The sequence below is a fragment of the Haloquadratum walsbyi C23 genome (assembly GCF_000237865.1).
Taxonomy (GTDB): Archaea; Halobacteriota; Halobacteria; order Halobacteriales; family Haloferacaceae; genus Haloquadratum; species Haloquadratum walsbyi.
The window spans coordinates 2429231-2452256 of the sequence record NC_017459.1; the positions used below are offsets into that span (position 1 = coordinate 2429231).

General features: G+C 47.7%; 22 protein-coding genes and 3 pseudogenes. 11 read left to right on the top strand and 14 right to left on the bottom strand.

The genetic code is table 11. The annotated features are described in order from the left end of the window. Positions 1-126 precede the first annotated feature (126 nt). Positions 127-1329, top strand: a complete 1203-nt coding sequence (locus HQRW_RS10850) for a glycosyltransferase (protein WP_197535313.1) — start codon at positions 127-129, stop codon at positions 1327-1329. Positions 1330-2162: 833 nt separating this feature from the next. Here the strand turns inward: HQRW_RS10850 and HQRW_RS10855 are convergent. Together HQRW_RS10855 and HQRW_RS10860 are read right to left on the bottom strand one after the other, a co-directional pair. Continuing rightward, on the bottom strand, positions 2163-2864 hold the full coding sequence (locus HQRW_RS10855; RefSeq protein ID WP_049892015.1) for an FkbM family methyltransferase: 702 nt from the start codon (positions 2862-2864) through the stop codon (positions 2163-2165). A gap of 178 nt (positions 2865-3042) precedes the next feature. Further along, the gene (locus HQRW_RS10860; RefSeq protein WP_269448595.1) at positions 3043-3543 is read right to left on the bottom strand and encodes a glycosyltransferase family 4 protein; all 501 of its coding nucleotides are present in this window, start codon (positions 3541-3543) and stop codon (positions 3043-3045) included. Positions 3544-3607: 64 nt separating this feature from the next. Between HQRW_RS10860 and HQRW_RS10865 the strand changes: the two genes are divergently transcribed. Then, positions 3608-4825 (top strand): IS701-like element ISHwa4 family transposase, encoded by a 1218-nt coding sequence (locus HQRW_RS10865; protein ID WP_014555610.1) that lies wholly within the window; start codon positions 3608-3610, stop codon positions 4823-4825. On the opposite strand, the gene HQRW_RS16995 is transcribed toward HQRW_RS10865, so the two are convergent. Together HQRW_RS16995 and HQRW_RS10870 are read right to left on the bottom strand one after the other, a co-directional pair. Further along, positions 4710-5522: a glycosyltransferase gene (locus HQRW_RS16995; RefSeq protein ID WP_394324576.1), complete on the bottom strand. Its 813-nt coding sequence runs from the start codon at positions 5520-5522 to the stop codon at positions 4710-4712. The genes HQRW_RS10865 and HQRW_RS16995 overlap by 116 nt on opposite strands. 321 nt (positions 5523-5843) lie before the next feature. Beyond that, on the bottom strand, positions 5844-6473 hold the full coding sequence (locus tag HQRW_RS10870; RefSeq protein WP_231852315.1) for a hypothetical protein: 630 nt from the start codon (positions 6471-6473) through the stop codon (positions 5844-5846). A 290-nt stretch (positions 6474-6763) separates the two neighbouring features. Here HQRW_RS10870 and HQRW_RS10875 point away from each other — a divergent pair, with 290 nt between their 5' ends. Both HQRW_RS10875 and HQRW_RS10880 read left to right on the top strand, forming a co-directional pair. Continuing rightward, positions 6764-8137, top strand: coding sequence for a surface carbohydrate biosynthesis protein (locus HQRW_RS10875; protein ID WP_014556624.1), 1374 nt, complete (start codon positions 6764-6766; stop codon positions 8135-8137). Positions 8138-8323: 186 nt separating this feature from the next. Continuing rightward, entirely contained in the window at positions 8324-8524 is a 201-nt protein-coding gene (locus tag HQRW_RS10880) for a ribbon-helix-helix protein, CopG family (protein WP_014556625.1), read from the top strand. A 363-nt stretch (positions 8525-8887) separates the two neighbouring features. On the opposite strand, the pseudogene HQRW_RS10885 reads toward HQRW_RS10880, so the two are convergent. Then, positions 8888-9658 (bottom strand): annotated as a pseudogene (locus tag HQRW_RS10885) (IS4 family transposase); the annotation flags it as partial. Positions 9659-9955: 297 nt separating this feature from the next. Continuing rightward, positions 9956-10432: pseudogene (locus HQRW_RS10890) on the bottom strand (IS4 family transposase); the annotation flags it as partial. Positions 10433-10494: 62 nt separating this feature from the next. Here HQRW_RS10890 and HQRW_RS10895 point away from each other — a divergent pair. Then, positions 10495-12087 (top strand): capsular polysaccharide export protein, LipB/KpsS family, encoded by a 1593-nt coding sequence (locus tag HQRW_RS10895; protein WP_014556627.1) that lies wholly within the window; start codon positions 10495-10497, stop codon positions 12085-12087. Positions 12088-12558: 471 nt separating this feature from the next. Here HQRW_RS10895 and HQRW_RS10900 read toward each other — a convergent pair whose 3' ends face one another. After that, on the bottom strand, positions 12559-13977 hold the full coding sequence (locus HQRW_RS10900; protein WP_014556628.1) for a DUF4330 family protein: 1419 nt from the start codon (positions 13975-13977) through the stop codon (positions 12559-12561). A gap of 430 nt (positions 13978-14407) precedes the next feature. On the opposite strand from HQRW_RS10900, the gene HQRW_RS10905 reads away from it, so the two are divergent. Together HQRW_RS10905 and HQRW_RS10910 are read left to right on the top strand one after the other, a co-directional pair. Next, positions 14408-14902 carry a hypothetical protein gene (locus HQRW_RS10905; RefSeq protein ID WP_014556629.1) on the top strand — a complete coding sequence of 165 codons (495 nt, stop codon included), beginning with the start codon at positions 14408-14410 and terminating at the stop codon, positions 14900-14902. A 558-nt stretch (positions 14903-15460) separates the two neighbouring features. Further along, entirely contained in the window at positions 15461-16264 is an 804-nt protein-coding gene (locus tag HQRW_RS10910; RefSeq protein WP_014556630.1) for an undecaprenyl-diphosphate phosphatase, read from the top strand. A gap of 269 nt (positions 16265-16533) precedes the next feature. Here the strand turns inward: HQRW_RS10910 and HQRW_RS16535 are convergent, their stop codons facing one another. Continuing rightward, positions 16534-17097: a DUF7342 family protein gene (locus HQRW_RS16535; RefSeq protein ID WP_014556631.1), complete on the bottom strand. Its 564-nt coding sequence runs from the start codon at positions 17095-17097 to the stop codon at positions 16534-16536. 99 nt (positions 17098-17196) lie between these two features. Then, a complete protein-coding gene (gene hepT / locus HQRW_RS10920; RefSeq protein WP_049892023.1) occupies positions 17197-17526 on the bottom strand; it encodes a type VII toxin-antitoxin system HepT family RNase toxin in 330 nt (109 codons plus the stop codon). Between the two features lie 310 nt (positions 17527-17836). On the opposite strand from hepT, the gene HQRW_RS10925 reads away from it, so the two are divergent. Together HQRW_RS10925 and HQRW_RS10930 are read left to right on the top strand one after the other, a co-directional pair. Then, positions 17837-18355: a DUF7342 family protein gene (locus tag HQRW_RS10925; protein WP_014556633.1), complete on the top strand. Its 519-nt coding sequence runs from the start codon at positions 17837-17839 to the stop codon at positions 18353-18355. Between the two features lie 2 nt (positions 18356-18357). Further along, positions 18358-18786 carry a hypothetical protein gene (locus tag HQRW_RS10930; protein ID WP_014556634.1) on the top strand — a complete coding sequence of 143 codons (429 nt, stop codon included), beginning with the start codon at positions 18358-18360 and terminating at the stop codon, positions 18784-18786. Between the two features lie 693 nt (positions 18787-19479). Here the strand turns inward: HQRW_RS10930 and HQRW_RS15905 are convergent. Beyond that, positions 19480-19638 carry a hypothetical protein gene (locus HQRW_RS15905; RefSeq protein WP_158307758.1) on the bottom strand — a complete coding sequence of 53 codons (159 nt, stop codon included), beginning with the start codon at positions 19636-19638 and terminating at the stop codon, positions 19480-19482. 93 nt (positions 19639-19731) lie between these two features. Here HQRW_RS15905 and HQRW_RS10935 point away from each other — a divergent pair, with 93 nt between their 5' ends. Together HQRW_RS10935 and HQRW_RS10940 are read left to right on the top strand one after the other, a co-directional pair. Next, complete coding sequence (locus HQRW_RS10935) at positions 19732-20031, top strand: hypothetical protein (protein ID WP_049892026.1); 300 nt, start codon at positions 19732-19734, stop codon at positions 20029-20031. 200 nt (positions 20032-20231) lie between these two features. Then, the gene (locus tag HQRW_RS10940) at positions 20232-20480 is read left to right on the top strand and encodes a hypothetical protein (RefSeq protein ID WP_049892027.1); all 249 of its coding nucleotides are present in this window, start codon (positions 20232-20234) and stop codon (positions 20478-20480) included. Positions 20481-20538: 58 nt separating this feature from the next. Here the strand turns inward: HQRW_RS10940 and HQRW_RS15165 are convergent. From HQRW_RS15165 to HQRW_RS10955, 4 genes and pseudogenes are all read right to left on the bottom strand, one after another. Beyond that, positions 20539-20965, bottom strand: a pseudogene (locus HQRW_RS15165) (type II toxin-antitoxin system VapC family toxin). After that, positions 20965-21210, bottom strand: coding sequence for an AbrB/MazE/SpoVT family DNA-binding domain-containing protein (locus HQRW_RS10945; RefSeq protein ID WP_014556636.1), 246 nt, complete (start codon positions 21208-21210; stop codon positions 20965-20967). The pseudogene HQRW_RS15165 and the gene HQRW_RS10945 overlap by 1 nt, the downstream one beginning before the upstream one ends. Before the next feature lie 125 nt (positions 21211-21335). Continuing rightward, on the bottom strand, positions 21336-21893 hold the full coding sequence (locus tag HQRW_RS10950; RefSeq protein WP_014556637.1) for a hypothetical protein: 558 nt from the start codon (positions 21891-21893) through the stop codon (positions 21336-21338). A 5-nt stretch (positions 21894-21898) separates the two neighbouring features. Next, on the bottom strand, positions 21899-22531 hold the full coding sequence (locus tag HQRW_RS10955; RefSeq protein WP_231852316.1) for an ArsR family transcriptional regulator: 633 nt from the start codon (positions 22529-22531) through the stop codon (positions 21899-21901). Positions 22532-23026 lie beyond the last annotated feature (495 nt).

Consider the following 23026-nt stretch of genomic DNA (forward strand, 5'->3'; position numbering starts at 1 on the left):
TCGATATATATAGCTCATTATGAGTCGTACCAACATCTGTTTACATATATATTGATATTTGTTATCTAAAAAGAACAAGATTGAAACGGCGTTTTTAATTAATAGAGGTTAATGGACATCGCTTTCATGCATCCTTCATATCCCTCTGCAGAGGGAACTGGGGCAACACATTCTGCAACACAGATTGTGACTGGCCTTACTGAAGCCGGTCACAGCGTCGATATATACTGTACTGCAAATCCCCAATCGGAGGATGTGCAATCTAACAGCGCCCTGTATCATCTTGATGGGGAGAGTATTCATCCACATACATCTACAAAACTAAATCGAGAGGTGAAAGCACGACTAGACAAATTTGACAAATACGATATTGTTCACAGTTATCTACCTTCACTAATACCTTCTATCGCAGAAATCGGTCAACAATTGAATGTCGGTACAGTTGTCACACTCAACGCCTACGGCGGTACCTGTGCAAAAAACGACCTACTTTATCTCAATGAAGAGCAATGTGAGTCCAAGTCGACAGCCAAATGTATGAATTGCATTGCTCGAACTGGATTCTCGAACAACGAGCACGGGTACCTGTATCAGACGGCTAGCCAACTGTTATCTCTCCGTTCGATAAATAAAGGCGAACGCAGACTTGAGCATATTGATGCCTTTCGAGCACCTTCCGACCATGTTAAAGAGAACTACGAGCAATTCGGGTATCAGAAAAAAAAGATCCAAGTAATTTCACACCCTCTCAATGACTTATTTCTTGTAGATCATAAGAGCGATTTTACTGATCCAATACAGATTCTCTATGTTGGGGCACTTGAAAAACATAAAGGCGTTGACAAACTTGTTCCGATTATTCACGGTTTGCGTCAAGATGGACTTGACGTAGAACTCACAGTTGTAGGCACCGGTGGATTTCGAGCAAAAATGGAGCAACAAAGAACAGAGTTAGATTGTGCTGAGTCTATTGATTTTGCAGGCTTCGTATCTAACGAAAAACTGCCCGAAGTATATGCAGGTCATGACCTGTTTATTCACCCGGGTGTTTGGGAAGAACCCCTTGCGCGTGTGTACATTGAGGCATTGGCTACGGGAACACCGATTGTGACTCGTGAATATGGGAGTGTTCAATCGATTATTGGGGACGGGGGTGTGACAGCTGATGATAGTGTTGAGTCTTATATCGAGGTAATTAGCGATGTTCTCAGGGACAATCGACTGGCTTCGCTCTCGAAAGGGGCGAAGGATCATGTGAGACGATATGAGCGAAAAAAAATAGTCTCACAGATCGAAGAATTATATCAGTCTCTGCTGTATGTATTTTGAATCCTCCAACATCTGATAAGATCGTCGTATTAATGGCTTCTTTCACCCTGCGATGTCGGAAGACTACGCTGAGGGATCCGATTAAATCAGCATAGAACGTTTGATCTCATGATTGAAGTACCGCTTGATATTACAGATGAGATACATTACTCCAATCCCGTGGAGTTCATGATACCATTTACGCACTCGAACAGCTGGACCGTACAAGCGGTTTGATCGAGAGATTGGTAGGTTTGATTATTTCGATTGTCGCCAGTCTGGGCGTTGTCTATATGATCGTATGGAGTGAACGCACGATGTTCGACCAGTGTGATCTGATGTCGAGTTCACGGAACTCTCGCGTAAGTTGAGCTACTCATCAACTGGGAGGTTGTCCGTATCAACACTGAGAATCTCAAAAATTTCGTAATCGTATCCATCAATTCAATCATTATTACGGAAACCTTCTCAAGATTAATTCACAGATCGTAAAGTGAAATCATCGCACACATAGTGAAGTTGCCGCCAGTTCTATGCGCGGCAGGTTCATCCACATTACTGGAACTTCTCTTGGCAAGCCAGAGCTATTTCGCTTCGGCATCAGTGGTAATGTTTAGTCAGATTTACGAACATACATATTAAATCCTGTGGTTTAGGAACGCATTACGGCGTAATTTGGCGATTCGATAAAGACAAATGAAGAATTATCCGGTGTTTGCGCGAGTATGACCCTTTTATGTCCCCTTCATTTTTAAGAAGGTGATCGAGTTAGTGATCTAGCCTAGCGGAAGAAATCTAAGGTTACGTGTATGTTCATTCTATGAACAATCTCAATCATACATGTCTCACTCGACTCACTTCTTTCCCTTGAGGAAGTACTCGCTCCCACGATATGATAACCTAGCCACGTCAAATCCGCAATCCTCTAATGTGGTTACGATATCTGATTCAGTGTCACTGTACTCTTTGAGGCGATCAGGGTGGACCTCCACATAGCATATTCGACACGCAGACCGCGATAGAATGGAATGCATTCCCGCAAAGACTCGACCTTCGGCCCCCTCTACGTCAACTTTTAGAATAGTTGGTTGTGGGACTGAGCCGTTCTCAACAAGTCTATCACCAGTTGTTAATTTGATTTCAATCGTCTCCGAAGCCTTGCCCGTCGCGAGTGAATGTTTGCCTTCGCCAATGTCTGGCGATGCAACTTCAAGTTCGGCAGTTCCTACCGAATCAGCCAGCGCTTTTTCGATGGTTATAGCATCTCTATTATTTAATCGTAGGTTCGACTGGAGCCCGTCAAGATTTGTGGGATGTGGTTCAAAAGCGATGATCTGTGATGCCGGTGCCTTCTGAGAGATGAAACAAGTATACGTCCCCACGTTTGCACCGACATCAAAGACGACATCGTCTGACTGAAGCTCAGATAGCAGATCCTCAATGATCGCCCGCTCACCGCCAAGGTTGCTAAATCGCAGAAACTCTCGTTTATTGTTGATATTAAATTTTACTGTTTCCCGTTTAATCGTCTTCTCGATAGTCTGATTTCGGAACAATTTTATTCTCCAATATATTCCCCGGAGATACTTATGGACACCGAGCCGTATTGACCACGGTTTTATATACGACGAATAGAGAATCGAAGGAAGACTCATGTTATAATTCAGCTTTGCTCCACTGTTGATTATACTATGCCATTTGAGAATGTCGACGACAGGGGTGCACTTGTACCATTTATTGAGTCATAATACGAGCGTATTCTCGTTCGATAAACGAAACAACACTGTGTGGTTCGAACTGTTCGAGTCGAGTGGCGCAAGCCTCACTGAGTTCAACCAGCCTATCAGGATCACATCTAATGTCCGACAATATTTTTGAAAGTTGTCCTACATTCCCACGGGGAAATGTCAATCCCGCTTCTCCGACGACCCACGGAGGACCTCCGATGTCTGAGACGAGCGCTGGTGTCCCCATCTGCATACTTTCGAGCAGAGTCCGACCAAACGGTTCAGGCCACATAGCAGGGTGGACGAATAAATCACTACTCCGGTAGTATTGTGGCAATTCGTCGTGTTCTACCCACCCTTGGAACGAAACTCTATCTTCGATACCGTTGGAGTCAGCAAGAGTGCGGAGATCAGACACTGCAGATCCAGTCCCAAGAACGGTTAGTTCAATTCCGGCTGTTTGGGTTAGCGCATTGATGAGACAATCTAACCCTTTCATCGGTTCAATTCGACCTACGTACTCGGCTCTGCACGTTTAAGTAGGGGCGTGATGTAGGCAGCATTGAAACCTGATGCTGCCGATTACGGATTTCCTCTCGTGCACCGACGTGCTGGATGAATTCGACTCGCTATCATATCATCAAACGACTCACGCCAAAACGTACGTGACAGGTCTTGCTGCGGGCCGCAGCAAGACTGTAACCGGAATTGCACGAGAGGTCCTTCCTGCCGGAAGTGACCGAGCACTCAACAAGTTCATCACCGAATACGATTGGGATGAGGATCAGCTCAACCACGAGCGGTTAGAGGAACTGCAAAAACACGGAGAGACACGCTGGTCACAAAACGGCTATATCGTTATTGACGATTCAGTCATCCAGCGAACCGGGAAGTCCCTTCCCGGTGCTGGAGAGTTCTACGATCACTCTGAGGGTGAGCCTGTTTGGGGACAGAACCTCGTCTACGCGTTCTATACCGATGATAAAACGTCCTATCCACTTGCTTTTCGCCAGTACGAGAAGGCCGACGACGAGGACGAGGAAGACGAACAGGAGACAAAATACGACCTCGCACGAGAGATAATCACGGAATTAGAAGAAGAGGTAGGTGTGCCTGCGGGCACCTACCTCTTCGATGCATGGTTTGCTCATGACTCCGGTCTGATCGAACACGTCGAATCACACGGCAAGGACTGGATTGGACCACTACGGGGCAACCGACAGGTGACCTACGCGAACAAAGAGAGACGCGTCGATGCGCTCGAAGAGTGCATCGACAAGGAAGAGCGAGAAGTTGACGGTGAAACGTACAAAATTTGGACTAAGACAGTCCCTGTCTCGAAATTAGGTGAAGTTCGGCTGGTAATCACAGAGAAGGTTACCGATGAGGACAAAGAGAATCCAGTAAAGTATCTTGCGACGAGCAAGATTGACGCGCCTTCGGCACACATTATTCGGAGCTATTCGTACAGATGGCGAGTAGAGACATTCTTCGAGGACTCGAAAGAGGATCTTGGCTTAGGAGACTGCGAGGTTCGTGATTCTGACGGTGCCAGTCGTCACTGGCACCTTCAGATGCTGGCCTACAGCCTTCTTCGGCTTGGTCCGGAATCGAGCGCCTCGGAGCGACTTGTCTCGAAAGCCTCGTCGCTCCGATCACAACTCGAACACGGTCTCAAGGAGACGATCTACAACATGTTTTCCTGGGTGCGCGATCAACCAGACCGCGATCTCGATGGACTGATGGAAGATATTGACCACCTCTTTCTCCATTCTGAGGGCGGTTTATAAACGTGCAGAGTCGAGCTACGTAGAGAAGTTGGAGAGGGGTGCTGGGGTCGATTTCATGTGACGGGATCTCGTCAGACCCGAACGTGGGATCGTAGAAATTCGGAACGACAGAAACTCGATCGGCAGGAAGACTGACATCGGAGTAGATTTCTTTTACTGCCGGGCTGATCGCAAAGTACTCATCAAGCTTTCCGCTCAATTTGGGCTCGATGAAAGTCCGTGACGCGTAGAACGGAATCTTCGCGATACGCTTTCCTATCGAAGCGTCCTGATGGGCGAACTTGGCTCGGGCAGTACAGTTTCGATGGCACTCTCCATCCATCCGATTCAGATTCACGCAGAATCTGGTGTAGGTATTCAATCGGCCCACAACAGGCGTCTCCTCGTTCCGCTTGCGAAAGTATCCCGCAGCAGGCAATAACATTGGAGAGAAGACGTGAAAGAGGTCGGTGCCAGCAGCGTGTTCTGACATTGCACGGTATGCGTGCTCGAGACCGCCTATCCGAGTCCCGAACCTCGTCTGGGAGCTGACAACCTCGAATGTGAGACCGTCGGGATAATGATTCTTCGAAGGATCCAGGGTAAGGACTGTAACGTCGTGACCCTCCTTTGAGAGCATTTGGGCCATGAGTTTAAGACTGAAGTTTGAACCACCACCATCCAGATTCAGTTTCTGCACAACGTAGGTTATCTTCATCTCGAAGTACTCATGTGAAGATGCATCCTTGCACACATCATTTTATTATTCTCATCAGTGAATATGATAATTGGGAATTTTCTTAGGGTCTCAGTAGGCATCAATGATAGAGTTACTTGGGGAATTCAATCATTCAGATAGATATCCGAGATCGGCTAGCCGATCCGACACTACATCAGATGTGGTATTTTCACTGGTTTTCTCTGGCATCTCTGAATTGATGCTCTTTCGTGTAGATCCTTCGATGTCCAACCATGGGACTTCGACGAGTCGTTCGGTGTATGTTTCACGTGGATGACCGTATCGCCGAAACGGAAAAGGTCAAACGAATTCACCGAACAAGTTACCATGATCAGATGTCACAACTGTTTTTCCATCGAAGATAGAAAGCAAGCTTTCGACATGTGGGAGCGTTATCTGTAGATTATCTATGTACGCTTCCCACACCTTCTCTTTGGACACAACGCCATCATTCTGAAGATCCCAAATCGTCGGTGCGTCCCTGTTCGGTTCTTTCCCCTGTGCTTGTCGGTAGCTGAGCTCACCCCCAGCATGGTCAGCTAATTTCTGTCCTTTCGGACCAATAAATGGATAGTGTGGTTGGAGAAAATGACCGATGATTCGTTTGCTGGGGTATTCGTGATATGCCTGTTTGGTCGCCTCCATCATTGGCTTAGGCAGAACAGTATTGTAATGATGATCCCACGAGTTCTCCCAGACATTGACCACAGCGTGGAAGGGCTGGTCTAATCGAATGTTGACTTGGGGGTTTGCAGTCACGTATACTACGTCGTGGAAGGTTTGATTGTCGAAGTTTCCATTCAGAAACTCTGGCGTCGAAGACCCGTGTGATTTTCGTTTCGATAGCTTACCATTAATCGTATTATGTTGCTCAAAGACATCGTACCGGCATCCGTCCAAAATAATCAGGTTATCCCAGTCTTCGTTCATGATATCAGTACCCCCAGGGGGACGGCGATTGAAGTATGCACGAATGATTTTGGTAGTTACGTAGGGAATAGCAGAGTCGCGCCACCAACTGATGTCGTCCCAGTTGCGTGCTACTTTCTGTAACTTTGACTCACTCATTATTTCTTACATTTATATTAGGTCACTAGCTGATAATAAATACTGCTTATTTCGAATTAGATATGTCGCATGAATAATATATCATATTAACAACGTATCGCACGAACAAAATATTCATACAGATCTAGAGGTCATCAAAATATATCCAATTAATGAATAATCATAATCAGAAGGTGATATCTATACCTATTGAGACGAAAGTACGAGAGTTTGACGGGAAACTCTGGGTCGGATTAAATGCGGTAGAGCGCGGTTACGGCGTAGTCCTCGGACCCTATTTCGAAATTCGACACGCTCTGGGAATAATAAAGCCGGATATACACATCACGAAAGATCCTGGAGACGGAAACGTTGAATTATTCAAACAGATGGATTGTGCAGGGATTACAGTCTGCGGACTTGATACAGAAGGCGCCGTATTCGAGTCGATGGATCAATTCACAATCAACAAGACAGAATTTCTCAATCACATCGATGCGTTCTGTGCATGGGGTGAGAAGCCCGCAAATGCGGTACGGAAGCATTATTCAGGTACTGATAAAATACATGTGACTGGGAATCCGCGATTTGATCTTCTTCGCCCCAATCGCCGTTTTATTTATGAAGAGCGGGCAAAAACATTTATTAAAAAATATGGACAATTCATCCTCATCAACGGGAACTTTTCGAGTGCAAACCCATACGCTGAGAGCGTAATAAAAAAATCAGAGGAAATTTATGATCCATCCAGTAATTCTGAAATAAGCTACAATAATCGCATTTTCCATTTGTTTATCGAGGTGATATACCATCTTCAAACGGAATTCCCAGAGACGCATATCGTCATCCGTCCACATCCATCAGAAAAGAACGAAACGTATGAAGCGGCATTCAGAAAATATGAACATATACACGTTGAGGACGCTAGAGATGTCCGAGACTGGATCGCGGGTTCGAGTGTCGTAATTCACCACGACTGCACCACAGGGATCGAGAGCGCAATGATGGGTACGCCTGTCGTGTCGTACCGACCAGTTCAAAACGAGGAGTACGAATCGCGGCTGCCTCAAATTGTAAGCCACGAAGCGTCGTCTCGAAGAGATCTTACGGAATATATTGCTGCATGGCTTGAAGCTGATGATTCATATAAGATGACCGACGAGCAGACAAATGAACTCAAACAGTACTTCTACAACATCAACGAATCAGCTGCTGAGCTCATGTGTGACGTTATTGAATCACTTGATACAACCAGGCAGCGAAACTACAACCTACTAGAACCGAATTTAGCTGGCTCATTGAAGCAGCGTATCAAGAGCTCTAGCTTGTGTAATCAGGCTATCGCTGCTTACGATGGCTTTCACAAAGTCATCGGCGACGAATCTATCCCGAAGCACCGACAATACCAGAAACAGAAGTTCCCTATATTAGACAGACACGAAATTATCGACACTATTGAGCAGATGAAACCACTCCTAGAAACAGACGCTGTCTCGGTCAAACAGGTTCCACGGACAAACAATACTTATTATCTTAGACCTAAATAATCGTACTCAGTCGAACGAGATTTGATGATAGCATGTATTATCGCCTAGGTCATGAAAGATTATATCGCCAGATTGAATAGTATAAGTCGAGGGTGTCATAGAAGAGTTCTCATGGTTGCTGAATCAGCCCTAACGAATTGAAACCGCCGTGCACTTGATGCACGCTATTCTTAGACTGTCGTAGCTATGGCAAAAGAGAAATTCGGAGTCGCTGTTGACGAGGAAATCGTGCGAGAAGTGGATGAACTGGTTGCTGAGTGTGACGAACTCGGAGTCAGCCGTTCCGAGATTGTTGAGACCATCCTCACAGCGTTCGTTCACTCCGAGTCAAACCACGCTGAGCGAGTGAGAGAAATCATAATTCGGAAACGAAAAGGCACTCTCTAAGCATCTCAATGTACTGTACACCAAGTGCACGACCTTCTAAGCTAGTGACGCTCCATAACGGTCAGAAGCTCTACTATGATGTGTGAAGACGTTTATTACACCCTCTAAGTCAAGAATTTTTGTCCGGATACTGAAGGAGGGATATTCACTGTCGCGTTCTGAGTTCATAAAGCCCGGCGAAATTCTCTCCCAACGAACTGCTGGGTAAGAATCGTATGGGAGTTCACTCATCGAGCAGTTGTCGGTGAAATCCGTGTTGAGCCAAGAGAAATAGCAGTTCAGGGAAAGAAATGATGAATGATCGCCGCACAGGCGACAGCCGTCGCTGGTGGGTGACGGCTGTCGCCGGGAAGTGAAGATTGATTAGCCGAATGAATCTAGCGTCTCATTCCAGAAGGTTCGAACTTTCTGGATAGCACGCGTCACGCCACCCTTGACTGGGTGGCGTTGGCGAAACCATACGACCAGCATATATCCAATCAATGCACAGAACAGCTCGAGTAACACGCCGTTCAGCGATTTCGAGTGAAAGTTCTCGATGTTGAGGTACTGTTTCCACTCTCGGAAGAGGATCTCAATCACTGTCCGTAGTGTGTAGATGTTGATTACGTCGATTGGATCGTACTCTGACGACGCCAGCGTCGTCAGGTACTCAATCTCTTCTCCATCGGGCGTTTCCAGCACAATCCTGCGGAACTCTTCGCCAGTCTCAGCTAACTCAATTCGTTCATCACGAACCCGTACCCGTCGTGTTGATTCCTCATCTGAGTGAGTCGGCTGAGCGGCGTTGTTCCCTGAGACGGTGACCTCGAACTCTTCGAGTGTCTCAATGAGTTCAAATCGAGCGTCTGAGTGCATCAGTGTGACAAAATCATTGTCACTATGCTTGATCTCACAGAACCGTAGATATCGCGTGTATGCGCGGTCAAAGACCCAGATTACCGAGTCGAGGTCTGCAAAGACCTCGACATCTTCCTTGAGGAGATCGAACTGCGGGCTTTCGTGGGTGTCGCCCTCTGTAACAATAGCGTCGAGTGGATGTTTATTTTCTCCATCCACACGTGCTGCGCAGTGAAGTTCGAGACCACCATCGTCTGTGTCGATCTTGTAGACCTTGTCGTCGTCTCCGACGAATAATGACCGCGACGCGATTTGCAAATTAATTCTCAATTCTGGAGGCAAGCGGCCTCTATTCGTGATTCTCAGGGAGCGTGAGACGGTGAATATGTGGTTTATATGTGAGCGGTGAAAATTGCTATACTAAGATTTCTACCGGCTGATTTTGGACCCCGGTAAGTCAGAAGAAGAAGATTCTAGCAGAGTGATAGTAATCCTCAAACGCTATCAAATCGCTGTGCACTTGGTGCACAGCTATCTTAGTCCGTTATTTTCTTGCTACGCCTTAGTTTTCAAAGGTTCTCTAAGCCATTACTCGTCTGAGACGACAACAGAGCGCGTAAGTTCGAGGTTTGTGGCATCAACAGCGACAACACCTCGTGTCATCCACTCCAGTCGTTTTCGTTGAACTCCACGTTGATGATACAACTGTGGTGTGTGCAGTACTTCGAAGAGGAGCTGAACGACCGCGCAGTAGTCGCGGTCGTTCGTGAGTTCTGAAAACCGTGATTTAGGCATGTGTTCGAGTGAGTCGTCGACAATGGTCTTATCCTCAAGTTCAGCGAGTGAGCTGGAGGGGTCAAGACCCTCACGAACAGCCGTCTTGACGTGGTTTGTGAAGTCGTGTTTGTCGGAATGGAGCCCGATCTTGAATTCATCGGCAATCGACTCGCTGTCGACTTCGTCGAGCAGCGAGTACAGTTCGTCAGCGACGAGATCAGTAGAATTGATGTTAGAGGCGTCCGTTACGCCTTCTGACGGCCTGTTTGCTGAATCAAATTGCACAGACATTACGGGCCGTCACTAACGGCTCACGCCGTTTTTATATACTCAGAACGCGACATGTGACAGGCATGAAGAGGAAAGCACTTAATCTTGCTTCAACACTTAGTGTATCACAGCCGTTGATATCTTTATATGATAATTTTGTCAATCAAATCACTCCCAAATTAAACGTATGTGATGAAATTAGTTCGTTTGAGTTAAGAAATAAAGAACGTGAGGGATATATACTCTTAACTCTAATACCAGGAATAAAGCCAACTGGGATATTTACGCTAGCTACTGCATTTAAACTAAAGGGATATCAGCCAATCATTTTGTATAATAATGGAATGTTACCCATTAAGCCAAGCACTCGGTATTATACTAACTCCCAGGCCGCTCTAGATATACAACGTTACAGAATAAATTTATTTGAGAAGAATTTTCGAATTTCCCCTATTAGTATCAACGATATACTTGATGAAAATTATGATTGTGATTTGGATGGATCCATATCTACTATTGATTCATTTAATTATAATGGTATTGATTTGTCACCTTATGCAGTTGCCTCTACACGGAAGTATCTACAGAAGTATACACTTAATAACGATGAAGATCGTGTTATGGATCCATATCGTAAATTTATCAAAGCCGGGGCTATAATGTTAGATTCGACTCAATGGCTTGTAAATAAATTTGATATAGAAGCTGCTCTTCTTGTTGAACCAGCCTATGTTCACGGTGGTATTCCTGCGAAAATTTGTTCAAAGAATGGTATAAATGCATACACACGTGGTGGTGGATACCAGTTTGGGAAAGTCAGTTTTGGGCGAGCTTCTAATAGAAATCCGTTCCCGAATTTTGCTAATGAAGAGACTGTACTTTCTGCAATTAATACGGGATTGTCATCACTGCAAAAAAATCGAGTGCAGGAAGTCATGAAACGAAGAGAGACTGGTGAGATTGTGAGCACATATTATACTACCGAAAATAAAGTATCTGTAGATAGCTCAAAAGATCATATTGTTGGTATTTTTTCACACTTGTTGTGGGATGGGGCATTAGCACCTAAGCAGTCCATTTATCGGAATATATTTGATTGGTTAAGCGATATAATTAATATTGGCGCACAAAATAAAAATACACACTTTGTAATAAAATCACATCCCGCAGAGCTAATAAAAGGCACTGACCAAAGTGTTGGTGACTGGATTGAGCAGACATATGATACCTTACCTTCCAATTTTACATTTCTCCCGCCGGACACTGACGTAAATACGTATTCATTAATCCGCGATCTCGATGCAGGTATTGTGTATGCTTCAACAGTTGGATTAGAGATGGCATATCACGGAGTTCCTGTTATTACTGGTGGATATCCACCATATCATGGATTTGGGGTAACACATGATCCAAAAAACCAAGCAGAATTTAAAACTATGGTCAAAAACATCAAAAGTTTAGATTGTAATAAGAATATGAAAAAGAAGGCAAAGAGACTTGCCTACCTATTATTTGTTTCAAAGTGTTTTGATTATCCATACTCATCAATTGAATCTGGTCAACATATATATATTACACAAGAAAGAATACTTTCAAATGACGCGATAAATAACATAGTTAATAGGATATTAAATGGGAAAGAAGTGATTAAACCGCACTGGCAGCATTCGAAATAAGATAGTTTCAGAATAGATGTCATTATATGACCACGGTCACTGCCATTGTCTAAACCCTCACTGATTTGACCCGTTTTCTGGAAAGACAGTTTAATCGCTTGACGGTCAACACTTAATCATATTATCACCCTAAGCAGTAATGCAGATGACGTGACCAGCGTCTATCGAACCACAAGGATACTGACTACGCAAGTAATATTTCACAGTGAACGTTTCTTCTCGTCAGTCTCGACAGTATCCCCCGCCATGCAATCCCTATTTTCAGACGTATTGAAAATTAGCTCACCAGACTCCTCCAGTATTAGATGCACTATATCCTGAAAGACCGACAGTCCATTGATAAAAGTAGCAGCCGTATTTCTTGGTTACAATTTCGGTCTCACGCGCCGCAATGCCGTATGGTATGTTTAGATCTGGTTGTATAGCGGCTTTGTCTTCGTGACTAACTGCTCATGTCGCGAGTCACCCAACTCATTGAATCCCAGTAACCGTCGGTCGAATCGTCGTCACCCCAAGATCAATCGTCACTTGCTCACCCTGTCGTACTGGTTGTCCTTTCACACGAACGCCGTCAGTCGTCTGTCGAACCTGGACTCGCGCCGTAATTGTCACATCGCGGTTCGTCGGATGATCAAACACACCGAGGGATCCATCATCACCACGAATGAGAATTGTCGATGGACGACGATTGACATCTGTCACTTGGACAATCGTATCTTCACCACTTCGCTCAGTAAGACCTGGCTGGATACTACTCGCTCGTCCTTCGCGAACTCCTGCAAGACGGAATGTCATTGTTCGGGTTGTCACCCGTCCGCGCTGTTCGAGTGCTCCGGTGCGTTGAATTTGCCCAACGAGCCGGTATGCATCCGTTTGAACGGAAACATTGTTTCCGCGTTGCACAGTCATCTCCCCGAACTGTGGACGATCAGTATGTTGGACTGTGGTTAGTGAAAGTCCCATGAACACACGCTTGCGGTCAGGATTATTCGTATCATAGACAGTAACACGTTCGACAGCAGCAGTTCGGTATCCTGCCACAGATGAAATATCACCAGGGGTGATTTGTTTGGTATCCGTTGCATCGATAACATTCGTAATGAGCACATTGCGTGTTGCACGGTCAAGTCCACCACCAACGCGCTCAACCGTTCCACTCAACGTGTACTCATCACCTGGGAGCGTGATTGACGCCCCATTTGTCAATATGCTTCCCCCAAATCGGAGTTCACCCTGTCGTTGTGTTGCCGAGACATTGAGTTGCGCATACACTTGATGCGCATTTGGATCATCAGTCGCGTATACCGCAAGATCCTCAACAGTGCCAGTCGTTCGTCCAGCAACACGAATTGCATCACCGACAGCAATCGCCTGTGCGGCGCTGCGAGAGAGTCGATCAGAGACAACGACCGTTGCCGGATCCTGTGAGATAGTCTGAGCATCCCCGAGTGCTCGGATGCGTCCGTCGACGCGATACTCGCCAGTGACAATCTCAAGCGTTCGCCCAAGCCGCGGTGGAGCACCATCATATGAGATGCCGTCGTATTGATCACTCAACTGTCCAGTAAGTGCCACGCGAGCAAGTACCCGCGGGCGTCCATCTCCATTCGGCGTGACATACAGATCGGATATCGTGAGTGAGTTCGAATCTGTCACCTCGTATGTGTCGCCCTCATTGATGACTGTTGCAATCGTTGATGATTGAGTTCCTAAATCAAGTGTTGCATAGACAGTGTCTGTCTCGGGTTCGGGTTCGGGTGCTGGCTCATCACTTTGCCCAAACACGAGTGCAACGCCGGCGACAGTAACTGCGAGCACAAGAAGCACAACAAGCGCATCAATAATATTGACTGCACCGAAGAGTCGTCCCTCGTCGTCGATTATATCCACCACAGATCACCAGAGTACTGCATCAGATGGCATATTTTCCTATGGCGTGAAAATCATTTCGTCATCGATGTTATCTAATTTCTATCTCTATGTTCACACAATCACACAATCAGTAATCGTGATATGATCCTCAGAATTATCGAGGTAAGTTAGAAAATGATTATATCAGTATTTTGCACAGGCACGACTCGTCAGAGCCTATTCGATTATTAACTATGTATATCGATACACGACATACAATCTATGCCGACCAAACTCATGGATATAAAACGTATACATCGAGTAATTTATGACTAATTCAATGAATCATGACCGCCGCATATATATTGATTCTATCATATGTATAATTTAACTATCATACATCCGCAAATCAAAGATATGAGTGACACGAGCATTGTGAGTATCTTCGATTGTATTGATTTATACTGGTATGTCTGCGACTGATAACGATACGAGCGAATCACTGCGCGCTCGTTTGGAGACAACCGTCCAGCGTTCACAACTGGTGAGTGCGCTTACTCAGACATCCGAGAGTACAGTTGTCTCTGCTTTCCGTCGTGGTGGTCAGTGGATTGCTGATGCGACAATACACTCGTTTCTATATCGGTGGCTCACAAAAGAGCCAGAGCCTGAAGTCATTGTCATTGACTTGCGCGAGACATGGACAGTTGGACCGTTCATTACACTTCTTGATGCATTCATTGCGTGGGTGCTTCCATTGTGGCGTGAGTCACAACTTGCACAACTCACTGGATCAATCGTGAGTATCGGTGAGGATCTTGCAGAGACGCGATATGGACAACTTCTCGTTCAATTACTCGAACCGCCTGAGCCACCAACAGATCGGGATGATGATACCGAGTCAGACCAGACGGAAGCCACAGATGAGGATGCGTCATCGCATACGACAGAGCGGAATTCATAGTGTCAGATGAGGCTTCTGTCGACACTGCGCCCCTCATTGACGATTACACTGAATCCGAGCAGGACTATTAGTTGGACTGATAACGCTCTGTCCGAGTAGACAACATCTTTATACGTCAGTTTCACCGTGCGAACCGACCACTTGTTGCAATCAGCTATCGGAGCGTAATCACGACTCTCGTGGCATATTCGATTTCAGGACATGCACATGCATTCCTCACTCGGACAGGCATCACTCAATGGTCAAAATACTGGTATTCCTGATACTTGCTTGTGACTGAGAGCGTCCGAGAGAGCATACTCAGGAGTCAATTAACTAGATTCGAGAACTTGAGCGGCAGTCGTAATATGATAAGTTACTGAAAGCAAACAATCAATATCGAATAATAACGAGAACTAAAATCAGTGGTGTTATGCAACGATTGCCCCATATCGATATTCAAGACGATATCATACCGACTCTGGTAGTTCATTAGACCAAATTCATAACACCGACCTGATCAATCAAACTCGCAGACACACAAACCAATATTCAATTTAATTTTATGACCGATCTATAATGGCGGAGTCAGTCATTGTCGCAATCATTCTCGGTGCACTACAGGGTCTCTTTGAGTGGCTCCCAATATCCAGTGAGGGGAATATCACCGTCATTCTCGCTGCACTTGGAAGAAAACCAGGCGATGCCGTTACCCTCGCGTTATTCTTGCATCTTGGAACAGCCGTCTCGGCGACTGCATACTACCGAACGACGATTTATGAATTAATCGACGCAGGAATAACCCAACTCCGCGGCGGCGAGAGTGATGCACCACTCGTGTTTTATATAGTTGCAACAGGTGTTTCAGGAGTTGTCGGCATCGGGAGTTACGCTATCCTACAAGAAATTGTCTCAGCACTCACTGGTGGTGCCGTCGTCATTGCGATTGGTGCATTACTGATTATAATGGGCGGATTTCAGCGTGTGTCTCCTGGAGGAGAGGTCGTCGCATCACCGGATCCGAGCATTATTGATGCAATCCTAGTCGGGGCAGCACAAGGGATTGCGATCCTCCCCGGAATCACACGCTCAGGGATGACGACTGGAACGCTATTATTACGTGGGTATGACGGGAGTGATGCATTCCGACTCTCGTTCGTGTTATCGATTCCTGCAGCAATCGGTGGAGGGGTTCTCGCCGCAGTCGACTCCGGATTACAGGGACTCACACCGACGGCTGCGATTGCCGCATTCATCACAGCAGCGATTGTTGGGTATGTCAGTATTGATGTGCTCTTACGAATCGTTGAGCGAGTCGCATTTTGGGCTGTCTGCATCGGACTTGGGACAGCAGCGATTGTTGGTGGAGTTTTGGTAATCTGAGACGTTTAGTCACAGCAGGGATAGAGCATCGATTTCAGACGCTTCTTGAACAGTACTGTATTAAACCGAAATCTTGTGAAAGCTCATGTTCGCCAGTGTGAGGATTCATTGCTCAATTACGATGAATTGACATTTATTTTATCATGGAAGGCAAGCACTGCATGGCGCATATGGGATACAATAAGTCTATATCCACTCCAGTTAATCGGTTCAGGCATACAACAATACACCGGACAGTATTAGCTATTTCAAGCAGATATCCTGATATCTCACCCGAACTGATTAGCAACACGAACCGCAGCAGCGTGGCTATCGTCAGGATCGAAATCATAGAGCGAGAGCGCCGCCTGTGCAATCTCAAGATTTTCTTCGATCTGTTGCCAGCGGGTGATATCTCGCCAGCCATCGTCGCCGGGTTCCAGCTCAAGAGTGAGTTCGTCGACGGTAGCAACATCGTATTGCTTTTGGAAATTATTGAGTTCAGTCTTGAGATCTCGAATTGTGTTCCGGATTTCAGTTTTTGTATGTTCACGATGAATCGCTGCGATGCGCTTCATTGCCAGCATTTGTGGAGCACGCATATACCGCGTTTCGGACTCTGTGTTGATTACTTTGACACAACCAGTCTCCGCTAGTATAGAGAGATATTTTCGCGCAGTCGACTCGCTCACATGCGCTCGTTCAGCTATCGCACTGACTGCCTGCGGTTCAGTCGTGACATCACTGACATGGCGAACACGGTCGAACGTACTTGTATCCACCTTCCACTGTTCAATCGCAGCCTCGTTCACGTCACCCTCCCACAGTTCGGAGCAAATATCGGCTGTTGTCATGTATATTTGGAACTATTGCCTCGAGTAATAAAATACGCTCTCAGAAATGACTAATATTTGTCGTCCTCGTTAAATCATACTCGCTGTTCACTACTGTATCTAGTATGGAGCACCGGGTCTCGTCCCTCGAAACCCGATTGCGGCGACAAGGGTGTCAGCCGTCTCTTCGGTAGTCACTTCCTCACGATCAAGTATTCTAATTGCGCCCTTAGATATCCTCACACCGAATCCGAATTCTCGTGAGGCGATGTGTTGAACGAGATCGACACACGCCTGAATCGCGTCTTCGAACATCCGTTCGACGGCACGCTGCTCCGTTATACTCGAGAGGAATTCTTGCCGGGGCAGTGTCTCTCGTTTTGTTTTGAGTTCATTGTAATATTGCTCAATCTGCTCGAGTGTAAGGCACATAACTCGTTCGTCAACCACGTAATCCGTCCTCTGCTATCCGATCGATGACCGTACGCTGGTGCTGGCGAATCGTCTCACGTTGATCGTCAAATTCCGCCTCAATGTTGGACGGCTCCCATTGAACAGGTCACGCGAAAGCGTGGTTGAACCGAGAGGAAACACGGAAGCTCAAACTCCCCCTCGAGGGATCCTCACGCTCTCGCGCGGGAAGGATGTCAATCGGGAGCCTGTGCTGGTTTCATCTTAGGATAACGCCTCGCCCGAAATCATTGCTTCACATATTCTATTTGGAGATAGTTTTATTATTTTTGTCTTACTACATTATAATATGACTGACTCTGCTGGTGTTGAAGCCTGGAAAGAGCAGACAACTGCGTTTGACCGCATCCAGTCAGTTGCCAGTGCTGTCTCTCAGCCACAGCCTGTCTCTCACATTGCGGCTGAGGCTCATGTTGCCGAAAATACAGCCCGAAATCATCTTACGCGACTTGTTGAATTGAACGTGCTGTTGAGGAGCGATCAGGATGGGACAGCTCTATACGCCCCTGATCCGCTCCACACCCGAATGCAGATGCTTCGAGACTTACTCGACGAACATGATCGTGATGGGCTCATTCAATTGAAGACTTCCTTGCAATCCCAGATTGAAGATTGGCAGGAACAGTATAATACAGAATCACCAAGCGAGCTTCGCAACCGTGCAGCAGAGACAAAGACGGCTGCTCAGACACGCGAAATGCGGAACATAGCAAGCGATTGGGAACTCATATTGTATCGCCTTTCTATCGTTGAGGATGCAATCGAGAATTACAATACATACAGCAAGGACTTCCAACTGTCAGCCTGACTATGGCTGGATCGTCTGATTCATTTGATTCAGCAGCAGCGTCCCATCGCGCCCTTCGCAGTATCAAACAAGAACTTGACCGACATCCAATCGTTACAGGGACCCGTGGGTTTCCCGCTGGCGATTTTGTAAAAGTGGTTGCAGATCTAGCTACAGAGCGGTGGGGGATTGACACTGATAACCCAAAGCTCACTGCTCGATGGTTTGCCGGAGAGAGGCAGGATGCTAGACCAGAGTTTTCGTTTCATTATAGCGATACTGAACGAGATTTTGGGTGGCATTATCATGAGCAAGAACACGTGGAGGGCTGGGGTCATTTCCAAGAGCGGACAGGGGAGTCTGCGTATTCGTATGAAAGCTATACGTTTCCATCACAGAATCCTGCTGGACTCGTCTGGGATGTAATGTCCAACCTCTCTTCGAGAGTTTGAGCGGGCGATTACAGAATACTAGGAGAAAATCCTCCGTTTAAGCGCCAGAATGAATCCATTAACCGATAGCGAGTGTGAGTCTGGTCGGTTCAGTTCATCTGAGTTTGCCCGTATTGTTTGGTGATGGTCTTCCCCACCGACGTGATGAGGGGTTTCTCCTCAGTTGGCCTTCGACCAGCGACCATGGTGGCTAACGGGTGTGTGCATATGACCATTCAAACAAGTGTTCGACGACTGGATCCATCGATTCAGGTCGTGAACCGATCCCCTGTTCGGCGCGTGACCCGAATCGCCTCTTTATATCGACCGATTTCCTCACATACCATTGCCCACTCTGAAATTGTCTCCAGTTGGGCTTCTATCTCGGCGTGTGTTGCCTCAGACGGCAGATTAAAACCGGAAAGTGTCCCGGCATTGAATTGTTCTTGATATTGATCGTGTATTATTTCGAGACTCCCGAGTTCATTGATGAGCTCCTCAAGACTGTGTGAGACGGCATGTTCATTTGCTCGTCGCCAGCGAAGATACGCTTCGTTCCGTGCTCTCCGGCAGTTTTGACAGCTGCTTGTCCGCCCGCTGGCGCATAACGTACCGGTGCTCGTCGCCGCTTTCCGACATACAATCCCAACAGTAACGACAAAACGGATATAAAACTAACTACCGGTATACAGCGGAGAGAATCAGAGTTCAGAGTTAGCGGTTCTGATTGTGTTCGTCGAATGTGACGTAGTCGCCGTCGAGGAGGTCCTCGACGCGGGCATCGAGTTCGCGGCGATCCACATCCTCCTCGTCGGTCTCGACTGCATCAGCAGTCTCGTGAGAAGTCTGACCGTCGCGGACATGATCGCTCATACGCATAGAAGGAGCCGCAGCTTACTAAAGGCTTTTCGCCGCAGCCTCGGGAGAACGTCATATTAACCAACAAATTCGTTCAATCCACGGTTAGTGTTGGTTAATGACGATATCGACACACCGTGTCTCGCCACCGAGCACGTCCGTGCGCTCTACCAAGCGACCGACGATCAAGAAGAACACCTCCTGGTCCTCGCACTGTGTGCGTGGGGGCTTCGCCCGAGCGAAGTCGCGCGCCTCCACACGCGCCAGTTCGTCCTCGACGTCTCCACCGACGAAGTTCCGTATATCGTGTTCAAGGATCGAAAGAACGGCCCCGGCCAGGTGACGCTGCTCTACGGTCGGACTGTCCTGAAGGACCGACTCGCGACGTTCACCGATCACGACGACTGATAGTGATTAGTGCAAGTCTTTACCGCCGTGATTATCCGTGCCGTGATAGGAGCCCCTTAAACCGCGTCATTCGACACCGTCGGTGAAACTATTCGAACTAATCACTATGAGACGGCTATTTGTTCCCGTCACCCCATGCCTGGGGTGGGCCAATCCCACGGTGGACAGTCTGGAACAGATTTTCACAGCTCGCTGACCGTGTGGGGCTTGCCGACGAAATCGACGGAGTGGCACCTGCGCCGAAAATGGGGCGGCGGTACTGGTACGACGCGTACTCTGCGTCGCTCGACGTCGTTCTCGGTAGCCTCGACGAAATTGCGGCCGAACAAGGCAGCGCCAGCGCCGACGTCGTGTTGCAAAATTACCTCTCAGATTCGCGAGCCCGGAAGCTTCGGCAAGAATATATGCGTGAACAACTGGCTGCCGCGTTTGAACCGACCGGCGAATAACGCCTCTACAGGCGGAACAGGCCGAGTACCTCGGGGGGTGACTCCGAAGCTATTCACCTCAGTTGAAGGGGTTGTCCGCAGTGTTCAGCCGCGTGACGGCGTCGAGCGCGTCGAAATCATCGTCGAACGAGTAGAGGTACTCGATACCTTCTCGTTCCATGTATGCCGCAATGGTCGAATCGACGAATGAGAGCTCCAAGTACCGGTGGAAGAGGGCCTGAACAGCGTTGAAATCCGTTTTCGGTCGTGGTCAATCTCGAAGTGGGCGCCCTCAATGAGCCGATCCAGCATTTCGTTCGCAGCGTCTGGTCCGAGTTTCTCGCCGGTGAGGTTCAGCATTTCCGCGACGACGTAGTTCGTCACCATAACATCCGGAAGGTTGCCGTGGTCGATACCTCGGACAATCTCCTGAGCGCGGTCGTGGTAGTTGTCACGGGCGCTTGCACTGGGAAGAGGACGTTGGTGTCTAGGAGGGCAACCGGCATCATTCCGCCCCGAACTCGCTCTCGACCTCGGCTGCGTCCGTCTCGCCAGCATCCACCGGCTCGAAGTCGTCAAAGACGCCCTCACGCTGATGGATGATCTCGATGGATAGGTCCCCCTCTTCGTTGGTGGTCCACCGAAGCTTGTCCCCCGGCTCGATGTCGAGACGTCGACGGAGATCGGCAGGGATTGTCACCATCCCCTGGTCGCCCACCTTCGTTTCCTCAGGACCTTCTTCAGTTGCCATACCTTCGCGTACTGACCTCCGTAGCATACATATTGCTCTATATGTAGAGAGAGGATCGGTCCCCCATACTGCATATCTACACCATTGAATTTCCAGCTACACTACTCCAACCGCCGCAACTTTCTCTACCCATTCCACGTAAGCTGGTCAACGGTTGGAAACTCGGATTTTGCTGTCTGGGGCGGGTTGTAGTATCGGGATTTGATATCGTAGTACCCGAATTCGGGAGGGAGACGAGCACACGCCATTGCCAGATTTTCGTCCGCTGTGTGGGTGATCACACGAATTCGGGCATTCGCGTCGAACAATCGAACCGCCAACGCGACCAACGACGCATCTCGCCAGTTGTTCGTCTCTGGGTACTTGCTTTGCTGGTTGAGAAACTCATCTGCAACGAACCGCGCTTTCTCAACCGGTCCAGCACTACTATCGAACCCCTTTGTGCGATCACCTGGTAGCGGTGTGGCTACCCGAAGCCACCCCTCTTCGACAGCCGCATCGAGGTACGGGTTCGTCGGTGAGTCGGTACTCCCAGTATCCGCCAGTTCGTGGTAGACCGCTGCTGGCACCCAAATTTCTGTTCCGGCTTGCTCTACGGCACGCTTGAGCGATTGTAAGCGCGGAGTGGGGTGCTTCCCTAAATTCCGAAACATCACCGTGTCCGCAATATTCGCAGTATACATCCTCGTCATTCGGTCTGCTTGTCGGCGAATTCCTCGAGGAGATTGCCTTCGTCCTCATCGAAATCATCCGGTGTGTACGTCGTCGGGGGTGACTCGTCGTCACCGAGATCGAGAATCGAATAGAGCGCTTCGACGAGATCATACGCAGTACCAGGCGAAAGGTCTGTGAGGCTCGCGATCTGCCGGATTGTGACGTCCCCCTCGCTGTGTGCTTTTACGAGATCGTATGCGAGTGCGAACGTGACGATGCCGTGCTCTTCGAGAACCCGTTTGATCGGGGGGTACTCGTTCTTCTGTGCGATCACCTCAATGAGTTCGGGAGTAATCGAGACTTCTGTCTCGCGGACCGTCAATATCAGCTCAAACTCTTCAGCGGTGTATACGGCGGTCCCGGCGTCGTCACCGGCCTTGCTGATCAGACCCGCCTGCTCCAGCTTATGGAGATAGTCGTACACCGTCTTCTTCGAGACAGTTGTTGCTTCGACGAGTTCGGGGGCCGTGGCAGTCGCTGAGCGTCTAATCGATGTATAGAGGCTAGCGAGGGACGGGTTTTCGAGTAATTCTGTAAACGTGGGGATTCCGGTGATCATCCTCGGAGTGTCCCCCGCATTTCGCACGTGTTCTGTATCGTAGCTCATCTTGTATAGAGTTACGAAACTAGAAATCATAAACGTTTGCCACGGAAATAGAGCACTGCAGTGTTCACAAACGAGGGCACTGCTTTTCCCGTAAACAACCCATTCAACGAAGCGAACGACGAAGCCATGAGGAATTAGTGGGCCGGTTTACGCGTTTTCATTTGCTTGTGGCCGCCAGCATCCGAACATAAGACAGCGCTGGGACGGTCGCCCAGCTGAACGAGATCACCACAAGGAGATTTTCAGGATAGCTAGATCAGTGAATCATAGAGTCCGTTAATCAATGAATTATTGAAACCATTAATCAGAGAGTCAAGGAGTACTTGATTCTTGGAATGCAATAGATCTCGGCGAGCCGGGATTCAATGAATCAGTGAATCAAAGAGATAATGAATCAAGGAATCTGTTACTATAGGAAGGGCTGAATCACTGATTCAGTAATGCCAGTAGCGAAACCAGTACTCAGGAACCGGGCATAGCGAGTAGAGGATTCAT

What these genes read in the sequence shown, in the direction of transcription:
- HQRW_RS10850 (WP_197535313.1), top strand. Translation starts at nt 127, where the DNA reads ATGCATCCTTCATATCCCTCTGCAGAGGGAACTGGGGCAACACATTCT.
- HQRW_RS10865 (WP_014555610.1), top strand. Translation starts at nt 3,608, where the DNA reads ATGCTGCCGATTACGGATTTCCTCTCGTGCACCGACGTGCTGGATGAA.
- HQRW_RS16995 (WP_394324576.1), bottom strand. Translation starts at nt 5,522, where the DNA reads ATGAAGATAACCTACGTTGTGCAGAAACTGAATCTGGATGGTGGTGGT.
- HQRW_RS10870 (WP_231852315.1), bottom strand. Translation starts at nt 6,473, where the DNA reads ATGAACGAAGACTGGGATAACCTGATTATTTTGGACGGATGCCGGTAC.
- HQRW_RS10875 (WP_014556624.1), top strand. Translation starts at nt 6,764, where the DNA reads ATGAATAATCATAATCAGAAGGTGATATCTATACCTATTGAGACGAAA.
- HQRW_RS10880 (WP_014556625.1), top strand. Translation starts at nt 8,324, where the DNA reads ATGGCAAAAGAGAAATTCGGAGTCGCTGTTGACGAGGAAATCGTGCGA.
- HQRW_RS10895 (WP_014556627.1), top strand. Translation starts at nt 10,495, where the DNA reads ATGAAGAGGAAAGCACTTAATCTTGCTTCAACACTTAGTGTATCACAG.
- HQRW_RS10905 (WP_014556629.1), top strand. Translation starts at nt 14,408, where the DNA reads ATGTCTGCGACTGATAACGATACGAGCGAATCACTGCGCGCTCGTTTG.
- HQRW_RS10910 (WP_014556630.1), top strand. Translation starts at nt 15,461, where the DNA reads ATGGCGGAGTCAGTCATTGTCGCAATCATTCTCGGTGCACTACAGGGT.
- HQRW_RS16535 (WP_014556631.1), bottom strand. Translation starts at nt 17,097, where the DNA reads ATGACAACAGCCGATATTTGCTCCGAACTGTGGGAGGGTGACGTGAAC.
- HQRW_RS10925 (WP_014556633.1), top strand. Translation starts at nt 17,837, where the DNA reads ATGACTGACTCTGCTGGTGTTGAAGCCTGGAAAGAGCAGACAACTGCG.
- HQRW_RS10930 (WP_014556634.1), top strand. Translation starts at nt 18,358, where the DNA reads ATGGCTGGATCGTCTGATTCATTTGATTCAGCAGCAGCGTCCCATCGC.
- HQRW_RS15905 (WP_158307758.1), bottom strand. Translation starts at nt 19,638, where the DNA reads ATGAGCGATCATGTCCGCGACGGTCAGACTTCTCACGAGACTGCTGAT.
- HQRW_RS10945 (WP_014556636.1), bottom strand. Translation starts at nt 21,210, where the DNA reads ATGGCAACTGAAGAAGGTCCTGAGGAAACGAAGGTGGGCGACCAGGGG.
- HQRW_RS10950 (WP_014556637.1), bottom strand. Translation starts at nt 21,893, where the DNA reads ATGTATACTGCGAATATTGCGGACACGGTGATGTTTCGGAATTTAGGG.
- HQRW_RS10955 (WP_231852316.1), bottom strand. Translation starts at nt 22,531, where the DNA reads ATGAGCTACGATACAGAACACGTGCGAAATGCGGGGGACACTCCGAGG.